This window comes from Pseudomonas sp. BIOMIG1BAC, from assembly GCF_001705995.2.
Taxonomy (GTDB): domain Bacteria; phylum Pseudomonadota; class Gammaproteobacteria; order Pseudomonadales; family Pseudomonadaceae; genus Aquipseudomonas; species Aquipseudomonas sessilinigenes.
The window spans coordinates 6,534,255-6,549,194 of sequence record NZ_CP049045.1 but is presented as its reverse complement, the minus strand read 5'-3'; the positions used below and the strand labels follow the sequence as shown (position 1 = coordinate 6,549,194).

At 61.0% G+C, this 14,940-nt stretch carries 18 protein-coding genes, 1 pseudogene and 1 riboswitch; of the genes and pseudogenes, 10 read left to right on the top strand and 9 right to left on the bottom strand.

Annotated features, from left to right (window positions below; genetic code table 11):
- Positions 1-46: 46 nt before the first annotated feature.
- Entirely contained in the window at positions 47-1,321 is a 1,275-nt protein-coding gene (locus tag ATY02_RS30425) for a uracil-xanthine permease family protein (protein ID WP_068578740.1), read from the bottom strand.
- 2 nt (positions 1,322-1,323) lie between these two features.
- Positions 1,324-1,962 carry a uracil phosphoribosyltransferase gene (gene upp, locus ATY02_RS30420; RefSeq protein WP_068578742.1) on the bottom strand — a complete coding sequence of 213 codons (639 nt, stop codon included), beginning with the start codon at positions 1,960-1,962 and terminating at the stop codon, positions 1,324-1,326.
- 165 nt (positions 1,963-2,127) lie between these two features.
- Here upp and ATY02_RS30415 point away from each other — a divergent pair, with 165 nt between their 5' ends.
- The 4 genes from ATY02_RS30415 to ATY02_RS30400 all read left to right on the top strand — a co-directional run bounded on the left by ATY02_RS30415 (position 2,128) and on the right by ATY02_RS30400 (position 4,094).
- On the top strand, positions 2,128-2,685 hold the full coding sequence (locus ATY02_RS30415) for a hypoxanthine-guanine phosphoribosyltransferase (RefSeq protein ID WP_068578810.1): 558 nt from the start codon (positions 2,128-2,130) through the stop codon (positions 2,683-2,685).
- Between the two features lie 3 nt (positions 2,686-2,688).
- On the top strand, positions 2,689-3,162 hold the full coding sequence (locus ATY02_RS30410; RefSeq protein ID WP_068578744.1) for a WbuC family cupin fold metalloprotein: 474 nt from the start codon (positions 2,689-2,691) through the stop codon (positions 3,160-3,162).
- Between the two features lie 95 nt (positions 3,163-3,257).
- Complete coding sequence (locus ATY02_RS30405) at positions 3,258-3,743, top strand: hypothetical protein (protein ID WP_068578746.1); 486 nt, start codon at positions 3,258-3,260, stop codon at positions 3,741-3,743.
- Between the two features lie 63 nt (positions 3,744-3,806).
- Positions 3,807-4,094 (top strand): PA4642 family protein, encoded by a 288-nt coding sequence (locus ATY02_RS30400; protein ID WP_068578748.1) that lies wholly within the window; start codon positions 3,807-3,809, stop codon positions 4,092-4,094.
- Between the two features lie 92 nt (positions 4,095-4,186).
- Here the strand turns inward: ATY02_RS30400 and mqo are convergent, their stop codons facing one another.
- Entirely contained in the window at positions 4,187-5,698 is a 1,512-nt protein-coding gene (mqo, locus tag ATY02_RS30395; RefSeq protein ID WP_068578751.1) for a malate dehydrogenase (quinone), read from the bottom strand.
- A 737-nt stretch (positions 5,699-6,435) separates the two neighbouring features.
- The gene (locus ATY02_RS30390; RefSeq protein WP_068578753.1) at positions 6,436-6,669 is read right to left on the bottom strand and encodes a hypothetical protein; all 234 of its coding nucleotides are present in this window, start codon (positions 6,667-6,669) and stop codon (positions 6,436-6,438) included.
- A 206-nt stretch (positions 6,670-6,875) separates the two neighbouring features.
- Between ATY02_RS30390 and ATY02_RS30385 the strand changes: the two genes are divergently transcribed.
- A complete protein-coding gene (locus tag ATY02_RS30385; RefSeq protein WP_068578756.1) occupies positions 6,876-7,460 on the top strand; it encodes a YajG family lipoprotein in 585 nt (194 codons plus the stop codon).
- 112 nt (positions 7,461-7,572) lie between these two features.
- On the opposite strand, the gene ATY02_RS30380 is transcribed toward ATY02_RS30385, so the two are convergent.
- Positions 7,573-7,779 carry a hypothetical protein gene (locus tag ATY02_RS30380; protein ID WP_022640865.1) on the bottom strand — a complete coding sequence of 69 codons (207 nt, stop codon included), beginning with the start codon at positions 7,777-7,779 and terminating at the stop codon, positions 7,573-7,575.
- A gap of 191 nt (positions 7,780-7,970) precedes the next feature.
- On the opposite strand from ATY02_RS30380, the gene ATY02_RS30375 reads away from it, so the two are divergent.
- A complete protein-coding gene (locus ATY02_RS30375; protein WP_176719841.1) occupies positions 7,971-8,258 on the top strand; it encodes a hypothetical protein in 288 nt (95 codons plus the stop codon).
- Positions 8,259-8,315: 57 nt separating this feature from the next.
- Here the strand turns inward: ATY02_RS30375 and ATY02_RS30370 are convergent, their stop codons facing one another.
- The gene (locus ATY02_RS30370; protein WP_068578760.1) at positions 8,316-9,485 is read right to left on the bottom strand and encodes a 1-acyl-sn-glycerol-3-phosphate acyltransferase; all 1,170 of its coding nucleotides are present in this window, start codon (positions 9,483-9,485) and stop codon (positions 8,316-8,318) included.
- A 139-nt stretch (positions 9,486-9,624) separates the two neighbouring features.
- Between ATY02_RS30370 and ATY02_RS30365 the strand changes: the two genes are divergently transcribed.
- Genes ATY02_RS30365 through ATY02_RS30355 form a run of 3 tightly spaced genes read left to right on the top strand, consistent with a single transcriptional unit; the run spans position 9,625 to position 10,740 of the window.
- Positions 9,625-9,807 (top strand): CPXCG motif-containing cysteine-rich protein, encoded by a 183-nt coding sequence (locus ATY02_RS30365; protein WP_068578762.1) that lies wholly within the window; start codon positions 9,625-9,627, stop codon positions 9,805-9,807.
- A 17-nt stretch (positions 9,808-9,824) separates the two neighbouring features.
- On the top strand, positions 9,825-10,085 hold the full coding sequence (locus tag ATY02_RS30360; RefSeq protein WP_068578764.1) for a putative signal transducing protein: 261 nt from the start codon (positions 9,825-9,827) through the stop codon (positions 10,083-10,085).
- Positions 10,086-10,119: 34 nt separating this feature from the next.
- Positions 10,120-10,740, top strand: a complete 621-nt coding sequence (locus ATY02_RS30355; protein ID WP_068578767.1) for an SOS response-associated peptidase — start codon at positions 10,120-10,122, stop codon at positions 10,738-10,740.
- Between the two features lie 45 nt (positions 10,741-10,785).
- Here ATY02_RS30355 and ATY02_RS36745 read toward each other — a convergent pair whose 3' ends face one another.
- Together ATY02_RS36745 and ATY02_RS36740 are read right to left on the bottom strand one after the other, a co-directional pair.
- Complete coding sequence (locus ATY02_RS36745) at positions 10,786-11,529, bottom strand: methyl-accepting chemotaxis protein (protein ID WP_416220699.1); 744 nt, start codon at positions 11,527-11,529, stop codon at positions 10,786-10,788.
- A gap of 111 nt (positions 11,530-11,640) precedes the next feature.
- Positions 11,641-11,838 (bottom strand): annotated as a pseudogene (locus tag ATY02_RS36740) (HAMP domain-containing protein); the annotation flags it as partial.
- Positions 11,839-13,200: 1,362 nt separating this feature from the next.
- Here ATY02_RS36740 and ATY02_RS30345 point away from each other — a divergent pair.
- Positions 13,201-14,019, top strand: coding sequence for a M48 family metallopeptidase (locus ATY02_RS30345; RefSeq protein ID WP_068578771.1), 819 nt, complete (start codon positions 13,201-13,203; stop codon positions 14,017-14,019).
- An 80-nt stretch (positions 14,020-14,099) separates the two neighbouring features.
- Here the strand turns inward: ATY02_RS30345 and ATY02_RS30340 are convergent, their stop codons facing one another.
- The gene (locus ATY02_RS30340; protein WP_068578773.1) at positions 14,100-14,684 is read right to left on the bottom strand and encodes a TMEM165/GDT1 family protein; all 585 of its coding nucleotides are present in this window, start codon (positions 14,682-14,684) and stop codon (positions 14,100-14,102) included.
- A gap of 89 nt (positions 14,685-14,773) precedes the next feature.
- Positions 14,774-14,895: riboswitch (yybP-ykoY riboswitch) on the bottom strand.
- Positions 14,896-14,940: the final 45 nt, after the last annotated feature.

The following is a 14,940-nucleotide window of genomic DNA, read 5'->3' as shown; positions in this document are numbered from 1 at the left end:
GTCGGTCACCGGCTCCTGAGCTACTGCGGGAGCCGGTGACTGGGCTTCAGATGATGGGCCCGTCGGACTTGTTGTTTTTCCAGCTATCGTTGCCTGGCAAGACCAGGTTCAAGGCAATGGCGACGATGGCGCACAGGGCAATGCCCTTGAGGCCGACGTCATTCTGGCCGGTACCTGTACCTACCAGCATTCCACCGATACCGAACACCAGGGTCACGGAGACGATCACCAGGTTGCGTGCCTCGCCAAGATCGATCTTGTGGCGGATCAGGGTGTTCATGCCCACGGCGGCGATCGAGCCGAACAACAGGCAGAGGATCCCGCCCATCACCGGCACCGGGATGCTTTGCAGCAGTGCACCGAACTTGCCGATGAAGGCCAGGGTGATGGCGAACACCGCAGCCCAAGTCATGATCTTCGGGTTGTAGTTCTTGGTCAGCATCACCGCGCCGGTCACTTCGGCGTAGGTGGTGTTGGGCGGACCGCCGAACAGGCCGGCAGCGGTGGTGGCGACGCCGTCGCCAAACAGGGTACGGTGCAGGCCGGGCTTCTTCAGGTAGTCGCGACCGGTCACGCTACCTACGGCGATCACTCCACCGATGTGTTCGATGGCTGGCGCCAGGGCTACCGGAACAATGAACAGGATCGCCTGCCAGTTGAACTCCGGTGCAGTGAAGTGCGGCAGGGCCAGCCAAGGCGCGGCAGCGATCTTGGCGGTGTCCACCACGCCGAAGTAGAACGACAGGGCAAAACCCACCAGTACCCCGGAAATGATCGGCACCAGGCGGAAGATTCCCTTGCCGAACACCGCCACCACCAGGGTGGTGAGCAGCGCCGGCATGGAGATCATCATGGCGGTCTGGTAGTGGATCAGCTCGCTGCCGTCGCCGGCCTTGCCCATGGCCATGTTGGCGGCGATGGGAGCCATGGCCAGGCCGATGGAGATGATCACCGGGCCGATGACCACGGGTGGCAGCAGGCGGTCGATGAACCCCGTACCCTTGATCTTCACCGCCAGCCCGAGAAAGGTGTAGACGAAACCTGCCGCCATGACGCCGCCCATGGTCGCGGCCAGGCCGAACTGGCCCTTGGCGAGAATGATCGGGGTAATGAAGGCGAAGCTCGAAGCCAGGAACACCGGCACCTGGCGGCCAGTGACCAGTTGGAACAACAGAGTCCCTAGACCCGCCGTGAACAGCGCCACGTTGGGATCAAGACCGGTAATCAGCGGCATCAACACCAGGGCGCCAAAGGCCACGAAAAGCATCTGGGCGCCAGACAGCACCTGGCGCCAGAGCGGATCGTTGAACTCATCCTGCATGATCAGGAATCCTTCTGCTTGGTGCCGAAGATCTTGTCGCCGGCATCACCCAGCCCAGGAATGATGTAGCCATGCTCGTTGAGTTTCTGGTCGATGGAGGCGGTGTAGATCGTCACATCCGGATGAGCCTGCTCGACTGTAGCTATACCTTCGGGAGCTGCCACCAGGACCATGGCACGGATATCCCGGCAACCGGCTTTTTTCAGCAGGTCGATGGTGGCGACCATGGAGCTGCCGGTGGCCAGCATGGGGTCGATGATCATAGCCAGGCGCTCATCGATCTCCGGTACCAGTTTTTCCAGGTAGGTATGGGCTTGCAGGGTTTCCTCGTTGCGGGCCACGCCGACGGCGCTGACCTTGGCACCGGGGATCAGGCTCAGCACGCCTTCGAGCATGCCGATGCCGGCGCGCAGGATGGGAACCACGGTAATCTTCTTGCCAGCGATCTTCTCGACCTGGACAGGGCCGCACCAGCCTGGAATCTCATAACTTTCCAGGGGCAGGTCCTTGGTGGCTTCGTATGTCAGTAGGGCACCGACTTCCTGAGCGAGCTCGCGAAAGTTCTTGGTGCTGATGTCTGCGCGGCGCATAAGGCCAAGTTTATGACGGATCAGCGGGTGGCGGATCTCATGGGTAGGCATAGGGAAAGGCTCCGGCGGCGGGCAAAAAAAACGGCCTAGATTAATCTATCCGGGGTTGTTGTCCTATAGACATAAAGTACGTTAGTCCAGAAACGCTTGATCTGACCGGGCCGGATGCGTACCTTTGCCCGCTTTTCCGAAACTGCCACCCCCTTGGAGAGCGCCATGTCCGCTGATCTCGAGCATATCCGTCAAATCATGCGCGAGGCTGACTGCCTGTACACCGAAGCTGAAGTCGAGGCGACCATCGCCCGGATCGGTGCACAAATCACTGAAGACCTGGCTGAGCGCAATCCGGTGGTGTTCTGCGTGATGAACGGCGGCCTGATCTTCGCAGGCAAGTTGCTGACTCACTTGCGCTTTCCCCTGGAAGCCTCCTACCTGCATGCAACTCGTTATCGCAACGAAACCAGCGGTGGCGAGCTGTTCTGGAAATCCAAGCCAGAAGTTTCCTTTATTGACCGCGACGTGCTGATCATCGACGACATTCTTGATGAAGGGCACACCTTGAGCGCGATCATCGACTTCTGCCGTCACGCCGGTGCCCGTGCCGTGCATACCGCCGTACTGATCGACAAGGATCACGATCGCAAGGCCCGTCCGGATCTCAAGGCCGACTACATGGGCCTGACCTGCGTCGACCGTTATGTCTTTGGTTATGGCATGGACTACAAGGGTTATTGGCGTAACGCCGCGGGCATCTACGCCGTGAAGGGGATGTAAGACATGTCTGGCCCGAGCTTTCTCGATCAAACGTTGTTCTGCGACCTGACCCAGAAGGCCGCGGCCAATCCTCGTGGGCGCCAGCATCACAACTTCCATGCCATGGAAGAGCCTTGTCATCGCTTGGCGGTAGGCCTGCAACCTTCGACCTACATCCCGCCCCATCGGCACCTGAGCGCTGACAAGGCCGAGACACTGCTAGTGCTCAAGGGGCGCCTGGGCGTGCTGATCTTCGATGAGGCAGGCCAGATCCGGGAAAAGCGTGTCCTGGAGGCTGGTGGCGACTGCGTAGGGGTGGACCTGCCTGCTGGAGTGTTCCATGGCCTTGTGGCACTGGCGCCCGATAGCCTGATGTTCGAATGCAAGGCCGGGCCTTATCGCCCGTTGAGCGAGAGCGAACACGCCAGTTGGGCGCCTCGTGAAGGTGAGCAAGGCGTGGCCGAGTACCACGCCTGGATGCTCGCCCAGTTCGACTGAGCTCTGTGCTGTGGGCCTGTCGTAGAGCTGGCGTGGGGTGGGTGTAGAGGCGCAGAACCCGTGCTAGAGTGCTCGGCCCTTGTCTGGAGCCTGTCATGAGCCTGTTGATCCGCAGTTGCGCGGCCCTTCTCCTGAGCTTGAGCCTGCCGCTCGCAGCCGCTCCGGCCCCCATGCACGGGCAGTTCCTGCCACCTGACGACCTGACCCTGCGTGATGCTGTCCCCGAGCAACAACAATTGTTGCAAGTCACCGAATACTCGGTGGTGATCGGTAGCCAGCGCCAATCCAACCAGCAACCGATTCCCGTGACCTCGCCGGTGTGGCTTCGGCTCAAGGGCAAGCCCTTGAACAAGGGGGCTACCATCAGCCAGGTGCTGGTGAGTTTCGACGGCGAAAGCAAGAGCCTGAAAAAGCCGCAATACGATGCCAAGAGCAGGACGCTGACCCTGTACTACCCCATGGCACAGTACCGGGCAGTGATGGACCTGTTGCGTAACGACACCGTGTATTGCCAGTTCCTCAGCTATGCCAATGGCCATATCTGGGCCGACCTGCACACTGGCAGCGTGCGTCCGCGTTGAGGCTGGATGCGGGCTGGGGGTAAACTGCCCGCCCCGTGAAATGTCTGCGAGCTGGAGTCGGCAATGCGTAAAGATAAGAAGCAAGTGATTGGTGACGAGATCGGTGACGAGCAGATCAAGTTGTTCCTCGATTTTGAGCCGGTCGACGCGACCTCGCCGTCCCTGCATAAGCTGATCAAGGCCTATCGTGGCTTGCGCATCGACGATTTCGAGCGTTTCCTGGGCTTTTTCGTCGAGTCGGGTCTCGATCTGGATGGCAAGGACGAGCAGGGCAAGACCTTCGTCGAGTTGATCCGGGACCAACGCAATGCCGCTGACTACATTGAGCTGATCGCCCAGGCCCGCGGCTGATCCTAGCGTTTGGCAGGATGCCGGTTTTTTAGGACCGGGAATAAAAAACGCCCCGTTCCTTGCAGGACGGGGCGTTTTTCATGGCTGCTGGATCAGGCGCAGCTTTCGGTTTCCTTGCTTGGCGCGACCAGCTCCAGGCTCAGGTTGTTCTCGCTGTTGATCTTGCGATACAGGGCCGCGTCGCTTTCCAGGGCTTTTTCCCGGGCCGGGAAAATTTCCTTGAGCTTGGCAGCCCATTCACCACTGGCTTTGGCCGGGAAGCAGCGCTCGATCAGGTCGAGCATGATCGAAACGGTGACCGACGCGCCAGGGGAGGCGCCCAGCAGGGCGGCCAGGGAACCGTCCTTGGCTGCGACCAGCTCGGTGCCGAACTGCAGCACACCGCCTTTTTTCGGGTCTTTCTTGATGATCTGCACCCGTTGTCCCGCGACTTCCAGGCGCCAGTCCTCGGCCTTGGCCTCGGGGTAGAAGCGGCGCAGGGATTCCAGGCGTTGTTCCATGGACTGCATGACTTCGCTGACCAGGTACTTGGTCAGGTCCATGTTGTCCCGGGCTACGGCCAGCATCGGGCCGATGTTGCCGGCGCGTACCGACATCGGCAGGTCCAGGAACGAGCCGTGCTTGAGGAACTTGGTGGTGAAGCCGGCGTAAGGCCCGAACAACAGGGATTTCTTGCCGTCGACCACGCGGGTGTCCAGGTGCGGCACCGACATCGGTGGCGAACCAACGGCGGCCTGGCTATAGACCTTGGCCTGGTGCTGCTTGACCACTTCCGGGTTATCGCAACGCAGCCATTGGCCACTGACCGGGAAACCACCGAAGCCCTTGCTTTCCTCGATACCCGACGCTTGCAGCAGCGGCAGTGCCGCGCCACCGGCGCCGAGGAATACGAACTTGGCGTCGACTTCGCGGGTGTTGCCGCTGTTGACGTCCTTGATGCTCACGGTCCAGCCGTTGGCCTTGTTGCGCTTGAGGCCGGTCACGCGCTTGCAGTACTTGACCTGGGTGTCCGGAGCGCTGGTCAGGTGCTTGAGCAGCTGGTTGGTCAGGGCGCCGAAGTTGACGTCCGTACCGTTGGTCACGCGGGTGGCGGCGATGGTTTCGTCCGAGGCGCGGCCCGGCATCATCAGCGGCATCCACTCGGCCATCTTGGCCTTGTCCTCGGTGTATTCCATGTCGGCGAAGGCATGGTGCTGGCTCAGCACTTCAAAGCGCTTCTTGAGGAAGGAAACGCCCTTGTCGCCCTGGACGAAGCTCAGGTGTGGCACCGGGCTGATGAAGGACTTGGACGAGCCGAACGTGCCTTGTTTGGTCAGGTAGGACCAGAACTGCTTCGACACCTCGAACTGGGTGTTGATATGCACGGCTTTCTTGATGTCGATGCTGCCATCGGCGGCCTGTGGCGTGTAGTTCAGCTCACAAAGGCCAGCGTGACCGGTACCGGCGTTGTTCCATGGGTTGGAACTCTCCGCGGCACCCGAGTCCATCAGCTCGACGACTTCCAACTTGATTGCGGGGTCGAGCTCTTTGAGCAGTACGGCGAGGGTGGCACTCATGATGCCGGCCCCGACCAATACGACGTCTACTGCTTCGTTATGCGCCATTAACGCGTCTCCAAAATCTGCAGCACCAAATTGACGGCATGGCTGCCAGGAGTGATGGGGCGATTCACGTGGTGCCCCAGGTTACCCATGGCCAGGATTGCCATGTCCGAGTCTTCGCAATTCTTTGCAACTTCTGCGGACGCTACCAACCGGGCCTCAAGGTGCATATGAACGCATCTTGGGGAGCCTCGGGGCAATTCGACTTATGGTCGAGACATCCGTTAGTGCAACCAAATCCGTCAGCGGACAGGCATCAAGCGCAAGTATCTGAGGAGGGCTCGGTCCTGTGTAATCGGGCTGTTGTAGAGGCCAATGGTGCCAGTTCAGACGCAAAACTATTCATTTGCTCGCCACACTCTTGTGAAGTTGTGAAAACCCGTTTTTTCACGCTCTTTTGAAGACGTGAACCTCAAAAAAGGGCTGCCTCGGCCTGGCACCTGGCCCGAGCGGTGATGCCTGCATTCAAGGGATGCGGGCACGACGGGCAAAACTTCAGTGTCCTTGCAAGGGCAGCTCTGCAGATTCGTGAAAAGTGGAGGTTTGCAAGATGGGACAGCAAGCACGCCAGCTTCACTCGATCTGTGTGGGCGGCTCTCTGTGGGCAGTATGGGGCGCCAAGGCAATGCGTTGGCAGTGTTGCGAGGCCCGATCAGGAGACGTCCTTATAATCGGGGGGAGATTGTAACGAAGAAATGCGCAGAAATGACCCTATTTTGCGACTTTTATTCGGCTTTTGGTCAGGTGGCCAGTATCGGTTGCACCCTGGTTGTCGTGGCACGCGTGCTGAGGTAGGCACTGGCTGGCAACGGCTGGTGTAACCAGTTCAGGCGGATTTCTTCTATTTCCACCCAGCCATCGCCCACCGGGGGCACGCGGCTCTGGCGCAAAGCCTGGCAGCGCCCCTGGTAATCCAGCAGCGCGAAGTTGCGAAACGCTTGACGTGGCGCGAACAGCGAGCGGAGGAGTTTCATGGCCAAGCACCTAGTGTGTCGTTGACGACAAGAATGTCGTTTAGTAGTTACATCATCATGTAATGCCGGTTAACGCTAGGTTACAGGAACCCCCTTGTACAGAACCTGTCTGAGACTTGCTTTAAGTCCCGCCAGATGCTGGTTTGCCGCTGTTGTGCACCGCTATACTGCGGGCCTGTTTGTGCCTGATTCCTGGAGAGATGAGCATGTTGCAACGCCTGTTGTTCGGTTTGATCACTGTGGCCAGCCTGTCGCTGGTCGGCTGCGCCCACAGCCCGCAACAACTCAGCCCGGAGCCGAAGCTCACCTCTCAGCTGGCGCCTGTCGGCCGTGGCCAGCCAGTGGTGGTGAGAGTCGTCGACGGCCGCCCATCGCCAACCCTGGGGACCCGTGGCGGCCTGTACCCGGAAACCAGTGCCATCACCGTACAAAGCGCGCAGATTCTGCCGAAGTTGCAGGCCCAGGCCGAAGCTGCAGTGCGTTTGCTGGGCTTCACGCCTACCACTGGTGGTAGCAATGCTCCCCAACTGACCGTGACCCTGGCCGAGCTCAAGTACCAGTCGCCCAAAGAAGGCCTTTACGTAACCGAGGCGACCATCGGCGCGACTTTCCGCTCCGACGTCCAGAACGCCAACCGCCGCTACAGCGGCCGTTATGGCGCATCCCTGGATCAGCGCTTTGGCATGGCGCCAAACCAGGACACCAATACCAAGCTGGTGGGCGATGTGCTCAGCGATGCCTTGACCCGCCTGTTCAAGGACCCGACCGTCGGTCAGATCCTCGGCGAGTGATGGGCCCCCTGGCGCTGTGATCGAAGGACCTTGCCTGACGGCCTTGGCCCAGGCGATGAAAAAGCCCGGCTCCAATGGAGCCGGGCTTTTTCATGGGCATTCGTGCCAGCGCTCACGCGGCTTCGACGTAGAAGTCCAGCACACTCACGCCCGTCAGCAGGTCGGTCTCTGGCAGGTCCGCGTGCTGATGTCCGCCCAGGGCGCAATACACCAGCCAATGACGGTCCTGGACATTGAAGGCCAGGGCTCCGACCAGCGCTTGCTGTTCTTCGCTGGGGGCGATCAGGTAGAGGCGGTCCTGGTTTTCTGCGTGCAGCATGACAAGCTCCGTGGGTCATCGAGGGGCGACAGACTGGCTTGTTTAGATGACGAAAAGATGACGTTTTAAATTAAATGACAGATGCCTCGTTATTGGTCGGAAAGGCGCTTGGGAGCATTTGGGGATTGAGTAGAATCCGCGCCGCGGGTGCTCCCGATAGCCCGAACACAGGTCCCATTCCGAGGTTCATGATGTCGCTGCATTTGATCTGGTCCACGTTCAACGCCCATCCTGGCAAGCTGATCAACCTCTTCGCCCTGTTGTTCGCCTGTCCGGGGAGTTGGCTGCTGCATGCCACTCGCCGCCGTGAATTGCGTGCCCTGGCCAACCTTGCCAGCCAGAGTGAACAGCGGGCGGTGGACCAGCCCATGCTGATGCTCGACCCGGCCACTTTGCGCATCAATCGCTTCTTCTATCGCTTCGGCTTTGCCTGCCTGGCGCTGGCCCTGCTGGTGTCCTGGGTCAGCACCCACTTCTGATGGTCTTTGCGGATACAACAACGGCGCCTAAAGGCGCCGTTGTGCTTGTCCGTGGCACTACTGCAGTGCCAGGCCTGCCTTGACCCGGTACTGGTTGCGTACCGGGGTCGCGTATTGCAATACCAGGTAGGGGCGATGCTCTGGCGGGCAGGCTTCGAGCCGGCGTTGCCATTCTTCTTTTGCCTTGGTCAGCTCCTGGGCCGGGAACACCTCGGCGGCGTTGGGCACTTGCAACGCCGGGTCGGCGTCCTGCCACTGGGCGTAGGCCAGGTAGTGCACCGGGAACAGCCGGTAGCCGCCGAGAATCTGCCGGTCCATTTCCATGGCCAACTGCTTGGTGTCCTCGAACAGGGCGTGGATCGGCGTGGCGAAGTTCACGTGGACCCGGCCCTTGTAGCCAGTGATGCCCTTGGCGATGCTGACGTCGTCCTCTCCCGGGGCCTTGGTATAGCTGCCGGTGGTGGCGCGGATGTACAGCTCCCGGGCCTTGGCCTGGTCGCAAGGGTCATATTCGTAGCTGATGGATACCGGCGTCAGGTTCAGCGACTGGATCACTTCGCCGAACGGCTCGTCCTTGCGGCTCATGTGGAACATCTTGAGGATCGCCGACTCGGTACGATCGTCGCCATCCTTGGCCCGGCCTTCGGCCTGGGCGATCCAGATCGACTGGCCGTCGTTGAGGATCGAGTGGTTGATGTAGGCAGAGAGCAATTGGTAAGCCGCGAGCTTTTCCCTACGGCCGCTGAGGGAGCGATGCACGATGAAGCTCTTGTTCAGGCGCATCAGGTCGCTGACGAACGGCTTTTGCAGCAGGTTGTCGCCAATGGCGATACGAGGTGTCGGCAGGCCGGCATGGTAGACCGCGTAATTGACGAAGGCCGGGTCCATGACTATATCGCGATGATTGGCCAGGAATAGATACGCCGTACCGGACTTGAACTGCTCGACGCCGGTATAGGTCACGCCGTCGGTGGCGCGTTCGATGGTGTGGTCGACGTAGAACTCGACCTTGTCCTGCAAGGTGGCCACCGAGGTGACGCCGGCGAATTCACGGCGCAGGCGGTGGGCGATCAGGGGTTTGAGCAGCCAGCCGAACGTATTGGCAAAACGCGGGAAGCGAAAGTGGGTGAGGATATCTAGGAATGCCTTGTCGCTGATCAGCCGAGCCAGCACCGCTGGTACTTCGCTGTCGTGGTAAGGTCGGATGGCATCGAATTCGCCCATCATGCTCTCTTGTTAGAAACGGCTAGGGTAAGAAGTAGGTTTGGATCAAAAAAGCCGGGCACGGTCTGAAAACTCAGCTCAAGCATAAAAAGCCCTGCAAATAGACCGGCGATTATACGCATAAGTCACTCGGGAGACCGCGATGCTGGAAACCGACCATTATCAATGTCCTTATTGCGGCGAACAGGCGGAGGCGGTGCTGGATCTCTCAGCCGGCGACCAGACCTATATAGAGGACTGCCCGGTTTGCTGCCGGCCCATCGTGTTCACGCTGCAGACCGATGGTCAGGAATGGATGCTCGATGTGCACACTGAAAACGACTGAGCCTGGGGACGGTTTCCATGCAGCGTATCTATGAGCCGGAGAATCTGATGGAAGGTGAGCTGCTCCGGGGCATGTTGGCCAGCGAGGGTATCGAGGCCCATCTGCACGGCGGGGACCTGTTGGGGGGTGTAGGAGAGTTGCCGGTGTTCGGCTTGTTGGCGCTGTCGGTGGAAAATCACCAGGTGCAACGGGCACGGGAGTTGATCACTGCGTACAATGCCGCCTTGCCTTTGCCCTGCGAAGAGCCGGACAGTTTTGCCGGGGTATTGGTCTGTTAGGCCGTGCCCCGATTTACCGAGAGTCGTATACCCCATGTGTGGACGTTATGCCCTGTTTCGCTGGAATCCCGCGTTTGCCGCCTTGCCGGGGTTTCCCGTAGATCAGCGGGCCCAGTGGAACATCTCGCCCCATGACTCGGTGCTGATCCAGCGTGCTGAGGATGGTCAGCGTACCCTGGCCCGCGCCCGCTGGGGGCTGACGCCACCCTGGCTGACCGATCTGTCGCGCACTCCGGCCCATGCCCGGGCGGAGACCCTGGCCGAGCAGCCGATGTTTCGCCAGGCATTTCGCGAGCGCCGTTGCCTGCTGCCGGCCAATGGTTTCTACGAGTGGCGGGGTGGCAGCCGCAAGCGTCCTTACTGGCTGACGCCAGGGGAGGGCTCGTCGATTTTCTTTGCCGCGATCTGGGAAGCCTACCCGGTGCAAGAGCAAGTCTGGCTGAGTACTGCGGTGGTGACCCAGGCCGCTTCCACTCTGCGCCGCCCGCTGATTCTCGATGCTGCCGGCCAGGAAGCCTGGCTCGACCCCGAGACGCCCTTGCATGCCCTGCACGCCTTGCTGGCCAGTCCTCCCGCTGCCCTGCGTGAGCGAGTGCTGGCCAACCTGATCAACGATCCCAAGCTCAATGGCCCCGAGTGCCTGACCCCTGCTTGATCGCTCCAGCGTCATGGGCCCGGCAGCAGCCGGGCCCATGATGACTCACACCTTGAATTGATTGATCAGGCGTCGCTGCTGCTCGGCCAGCTTGGTCAGGCCGGCACTGGCGGCGCTGGACTCATCGGCGCCTCCGGCAACTTCATTGGCGACCTGGCCGATATTGATCACGTTGCGGTTGATGTCCTCGGCCACTGCGCTCTGTTCCTCGGCAGCACTGGCGATCTGGGTGTTCATGTCGTTGATCACCGAAACGGCCTGGGTGATGGTCTCCAGGGCCTGGGCTGCCTTGGCCGCATGTTCCACGCTCTGGTCGGTCTTGTGCTGGCTGTCCTCCATGACCCGCACCACTTCCCGGGTACCTTGCTGTAACTGCTGGATCATCGACTGGATTTCCTCGGTGGCCTGTTGGGTCTTCTGCGCCAGGTTGCGCACCTCGTCGGCGACCACGGCAAAGCCACGCCCCTGCTCGCCGGCCCGGGCGGCCTCGATCGCGGCGTTGAGCGCCAACAGGTTGGTCTGCTCGGCAATACCCCGGATGGCAATGAGGATGGCATTGATGTTTTCGCTGTCCTTGGCCAGGGTCTGTACCACGGTGACCGCACGACCGATTTCCTCGGCCAGGGCGCCGATGGCACTGGAGGTATCGCGCACGATCTGCATGCCCTGGCTGGCGGCCTGGTCGGCGTGACCGGCGGCTTGTGCCGCCTGGGTCGCGTTGCGCGCCACGTCCTGGGCGGTCGCGGTCATCTCGTGCACGGCAGTGGCCACCTGGTCGATCTCCACCATCTGCTTGTGTACGCCCTGGTTGGTGCGGATGGCGATGTCGGCGGTGTGCTCCGAGGAGTCACTGACACTCTGCACCGAAGTCACCACTTGGCTGATCATCGCTTGCAGCTTGGCCAGGAAGGTGTTGAAGCCCTTGGCGATGGAGCCCAGTTCATCGGCGCGGTCGCTGCTCAGTCGGCGAGTCAGGTCGCCTTCGCCCTGGGCAATGTCATCGAGCATCGCCACCATCTGCCGCAGTGGTCGGGCAATGCCATGGCCCACCAACCAGATCACCACCAGGCCGAGCCCGGCGATCACCAGTCCGACCATCGCCATGCCGAAGGTGTCTGCCTTGCGCTGTTCGGCCAGATCGGCCTGCAGCTTGTCCAGGTCAGCCATCACCGCAGCCAGGGGCAGTTGCAGCATCAGGGTCCAGTGCGCATCGGTCTGGCCGATGCCGAAGGGCAGGTACAGGGCGATATGGCCGTTGGCCTGGTCGACGCTGTAGGTCACCTCGCCACGCTTGAGGCTGGAGAGCTTGGTGACCGTGTCGCTGGTGAGCACATCGCTGACTTTTTCGCCGAACTTGCTTGGGTCCTTGGTGTAGGCCACCAGGCGGGTGTTGCCGCCGATCAGGGCCATTTCGCCAGCGCCGTTGTAGAGCTTCTGGTTGGCGGCCACCAGCATGTCCTGGATGAAGTTCACTGACAGGTCGGCGCCGACGATGCCCTGGAACTTGCCGTCGAGCAGGATGGGCTGGATGAAGGAGGCGAGCATCACCACCTTGTCGCCGACCTTGTAGGGGGCAGGGTCGATCACGCAGGGTTTCAGGCTTTCCTTGGAGCACAGGTAGTACTCGCTGGCCCGCACCCCGGTGGACAGTACGGTTCGATCGTTGACGTCAGCCAGCTTGTCCAGGCCCAGGCTGGAGTCCTGGTTGCGGAACCACCAGGGCAGGAAGCGACCGGTGGCGGCATCGATGCCGACCACGCTGGTGCCGACATAGGCCCCGTCGTTGTGGTCGATGGCGTTGGCTTCCCAGCCTATATAGGCGCCGAGGATCTTCGGGTTCTGGGCGACGTTTTCCTTGATCAGGGCAATCATCTGCTCGCGGCTCAGGTTCAATTGCGCCTGGCCCTGGGCATCCCGGCTACCCATCAGGGCGTTAACGCGCACCAGGCCCCCGGCAATCAGCAGCGGCGCCTCCAGCTCCCGCTGGATCTGGCTGACCTGGGTCTGCGCCAGGCCACTCAGGCGTTGTTCGATGACTTGTTCGAACTGGGCCTGGGTCCTTTCCTGCACCATTTGCTGAGTCCTGGCGCCGGAGAACAGGGCATACAGCACCAGGGCTGCAACCACGCTGAGGACGATGGCTCCGGCCAGTGCGGCCACCGAAAACTGGATCGACTTGAACTTCATAGAGGCTCCGGGCGCAGGAATTGAGGTCTGCCGTGCTGTATCGGCCGCAGCCCCGCTGGCCATTAGCGGCAATTGCACAAATGACGGTTTGGGAGCTGATCGTGTCGTTAATGGCAAGGTGCCAGCTCGACGTTGCCGTGTCGTTGGACCTGCATGAACTTTTTTCTGCAGTGCCGGGCTGTATCTCAATTGCGACCAAAAGCGTGTTTTACATCTGGCGCTGATACAAACGCGCCCTTAGGATACGCGCCATGTTTTCAGGGAGCGTTTTTCATGAAGAAATCATTGGTTGTATGTGCACTGGGCGCCGCTGCGCTGCTCAGTGGTTGTGAAACGGTCAACACCACCAACGCCGGCGTGGTGGGCGTGGATCGCAAGCAGTCCATGTTCAGCATGGTGTCCAGTGCCGAGGTCAACCAGTCGTACGCCCAGTCGTACCAGGAGACCCTGAGCGAGGCCAGCAACCAGGGCGCGCTGGACAAGAACAGCGCCAACGCCAAGCGCCTGCAGGTCATCGCCAACCGCCTGATTGCCCAGGCCCCGAACTTCCGTCCGGATTGCGCGCAGTGGAAGTGGGAAGTCAACCTGATCAAGAGCGACGAACTCAACGCCAACTGCGGTCCTGGCGGCAAGATCATTTTCTATTCCGGCCTGATCGAGAAGCTGAAGCTGACCGACGATGAAATCGCCGCGGTGATGGGGCATGAAATCGCCCACGCCCTGCGTGAGCATGGTCGCGAGGCGATGTCCAAGCAGTACGCGCTGGGTGCCGGCAAGCAGATCGCTACCCTGTTCGGGGTTTCCCAGCAGGCAGTTGCCCTGGGCGACAACGGCGTCAACCTGCTGATGACCCTGCCTAACAGTCGCGAGAATGAAAACGAAGCCGACCTGATCGGCCTGGAGCTGGCAGCTCGCGCCGGCTACAACCCGAACGCGGCCATTACCCTGTGGAACAAGATGGGCCAGGCCGCCGGCGGTTCTGCGCCACCGGAATTCATGAGCACCCACCCGGCGTCCACCAGCCGTATCGCTTCGTTGCAGGCGGCGATTCCCAAGGTGATGCCGCTGTACCAGCAGGCCAAGAAGTCCTGATCCCTCGGCGTCATCCTGGATGACGCCTGCGCCGGCAAGGCCGCTCCTGCAAGCAGGGGTTGCCTGGCCGGCGCTTTCATTTATACCCAGCCGCTGCTCTGCATGGCCTTGTACACCGCCACTGCGGCGAGGATGAAGAACGCCGACGCCGCCAGGCGACGGATCAGGGTCAGGGGCAGTTTGTCCGCGGCGAAGTTACCCGCCAGTACCACCGGCACGTTGGCGATCAGCATGCCCAGGGTGGTGCCGATGATCACCAGCCACAACTCTGGATACTGTGCAGCCAGCATGACCGTGGCGACTTGGGTCTTGTCGCCGATCTCGGCCAGGAAGAAGGCGATCAGGGTGGTGAGGAACGGGCCGAACTTGCGTGCCGTAGTGGCTTCATCGTCGTCCATCTTGTCCGGCACCAGGGTCCACAGCGCAGTGGCAGCGAAGCTGGCCGCAAGAATCCAGTGCAGGGTCGTGTCCGAGAAGAAACTGCCGAACCAGGCGCCTACCGCTCCGGCAGCCGCATGGTTGGCCAGGGTCGCGGCGACAATGCCGGCGATGATCGGCCAGGGTTTGCGAAAGCGTGCAGCGAGAATCAAGGCGAGCAGTTGCGTCTTGTCGCCGATTTCGGCCAAGGCAACGATTGCGGTGGGAACGAGCAGAGAATCCAGCATCAGGGCTTTCCTAAGGGGCGGGTCGACACGGCTATGACACGTACAGCCTTCCCGCCCCGGGTAAGGTGTGCGTGTCATAGGTCTTGTCAAACCCTGCGGTCCGTCTGTGCGGACTCTTGGGTCGCATGCGCCATGGTCTTCGGACCAAGTATGTTGACGCATGCCGGACGAGCGTGGCGCTCGTGGGAGACTACTCCCCTAGGACGGAGCGGATTCTGCCTAGGCAAAATCCTTTCGGCAAGCCTTGTGTGCGAAA

Excerpts from the sequence above, each read along its gene's own strand:
- ATY02_RS30415 (WP_068578810.1), top strand. The coding sequence starts at position 2,128 with ATGTCCGCTGATCTCGAGCATATCCGTCAAATCATGCGCGAGGCTGAC.
- mqo (WP_068578751.1), bottom strand. The coding sequence starts at position 5,698 with ATGGCGCATAACGAAGCAGTAGACGTCGTATTGGTCGGGGCCGGCATC.
- ATY02_RS30365 (WP_068578762.1), top strand. The coding sequence starts at position 9,625 with ATGCTGGAAACCGACCATTATCAATGTCCTTATTGCGGCGAACAGGCG.
- ATY02_RS30380 (WP_022640865.1), bottom strand. The coding sequence starts at position 7,779 with ATGCTGCACGCAGAAAACCAGGACCGCCTCTACCTGATCGCCCCCAGC.
- ATY02_RS36745 (WP_416220699.1), bottom strand. The coding sequence starts at position 11,529 with ATGGTGGAGATCGACCAGGTGGCCACTGCCGTGCACGAGATGACCGCG.
- ATY02_RS30400 (WP_068578748.1), top strand. The coding sequence starts at position 3,807 with ATGCGTAAAGATAAGAAGCAAGTGATTGGTGACGAGATCGGTGACGAG.
- ATY02_RS30370 (WP_068578760.1), bottom strand. The coding sequence starts at position 9,485 with ATGATGGGCGAATTCGATGCCATCCGACCTTACCACGACAGCGAAGTA.
- upp (WP_068578742.1), bottom strand. The coding sequence starts at position 1,962 with ATGCCTACCCATGAGATCCGCCACCCGCTGATCCGTCATAAACTTGGC.
- ATY02_RS30355 (WP_068578767.1), top strand. The coding sequence starts at position 10,120 with ATGTGTGGACGTTATGCCCTGTTTCGCTGGAATCCCGCGTTTGCCGCC.
- ATY02_RS30345 (WP_068578771.1), top strand. The coding sequence starts at position 13,201 with ATGAAGAAATCATTGGTTGTATGTGCACTGGGCGCCGCTGCGCTGCTC.
- ATY02_RS30405 (WP_068578746.1), top strand. The coding sequence starts at position 3,258 with ATGAGCCTGTTGATCCGCAGTTGCGCGGCCCTTCTCCTGAGCTTGAGC.
- ATY02_RS30360 (WP_068578764.1), top strand. The coding sequence starts at position 9,825 with ATGCAGCGTATCTATGAGCCGGAGAATCTGATGGAAGGTGAGCTGCTC.
- ATY02_RS30410 (WP_068578744.1), top strand. The coding sequence starts at position 2,689 with ATGTCTGGCCCGAGCTTTCTCGATCAAACGTTGTTCTGCGACCTGACC.
- ATY02_RS30375 (WP_176719841.1), top strand. The coding sequence starts at position 7,971 with ATGTCGCTGCATTTGATCTGGTCCACGTTCAACGCCCATCCTGGCAAG.
- ATY02_RS30385 (WP_068578756.1), top strand. The coding sequence starts at position 6,876 with ATGTTGCAACGCCTGTTGTTCGGTTTGATCACTGTGGCCAGCCTGTCG.
- ATY02_RS30390 (WP_068578753.1), bottom strand. The coding sequence starts at position 6,669 with ATGAAACTCCTCCGCTCGCTGTTCGCGCCACGTCAAGCGTTTCGCAAC.
- ATY02_RS30425 (WP_068578740.1), bottom strand. The coding sequence starts at position 1,321 with ATGCAGGATGAGTTCAACGATCCGCTCTGGCGCCAGGTGCTGTCTGGC.
- ATY02_RS30340 (WP_068578773.1), bottom strand. The coding sequence starts at position 14,684 with ATGCTGGATTCTCTGCTCGTTCCCACCGCAATCGTTGCCTTGGCCGAA.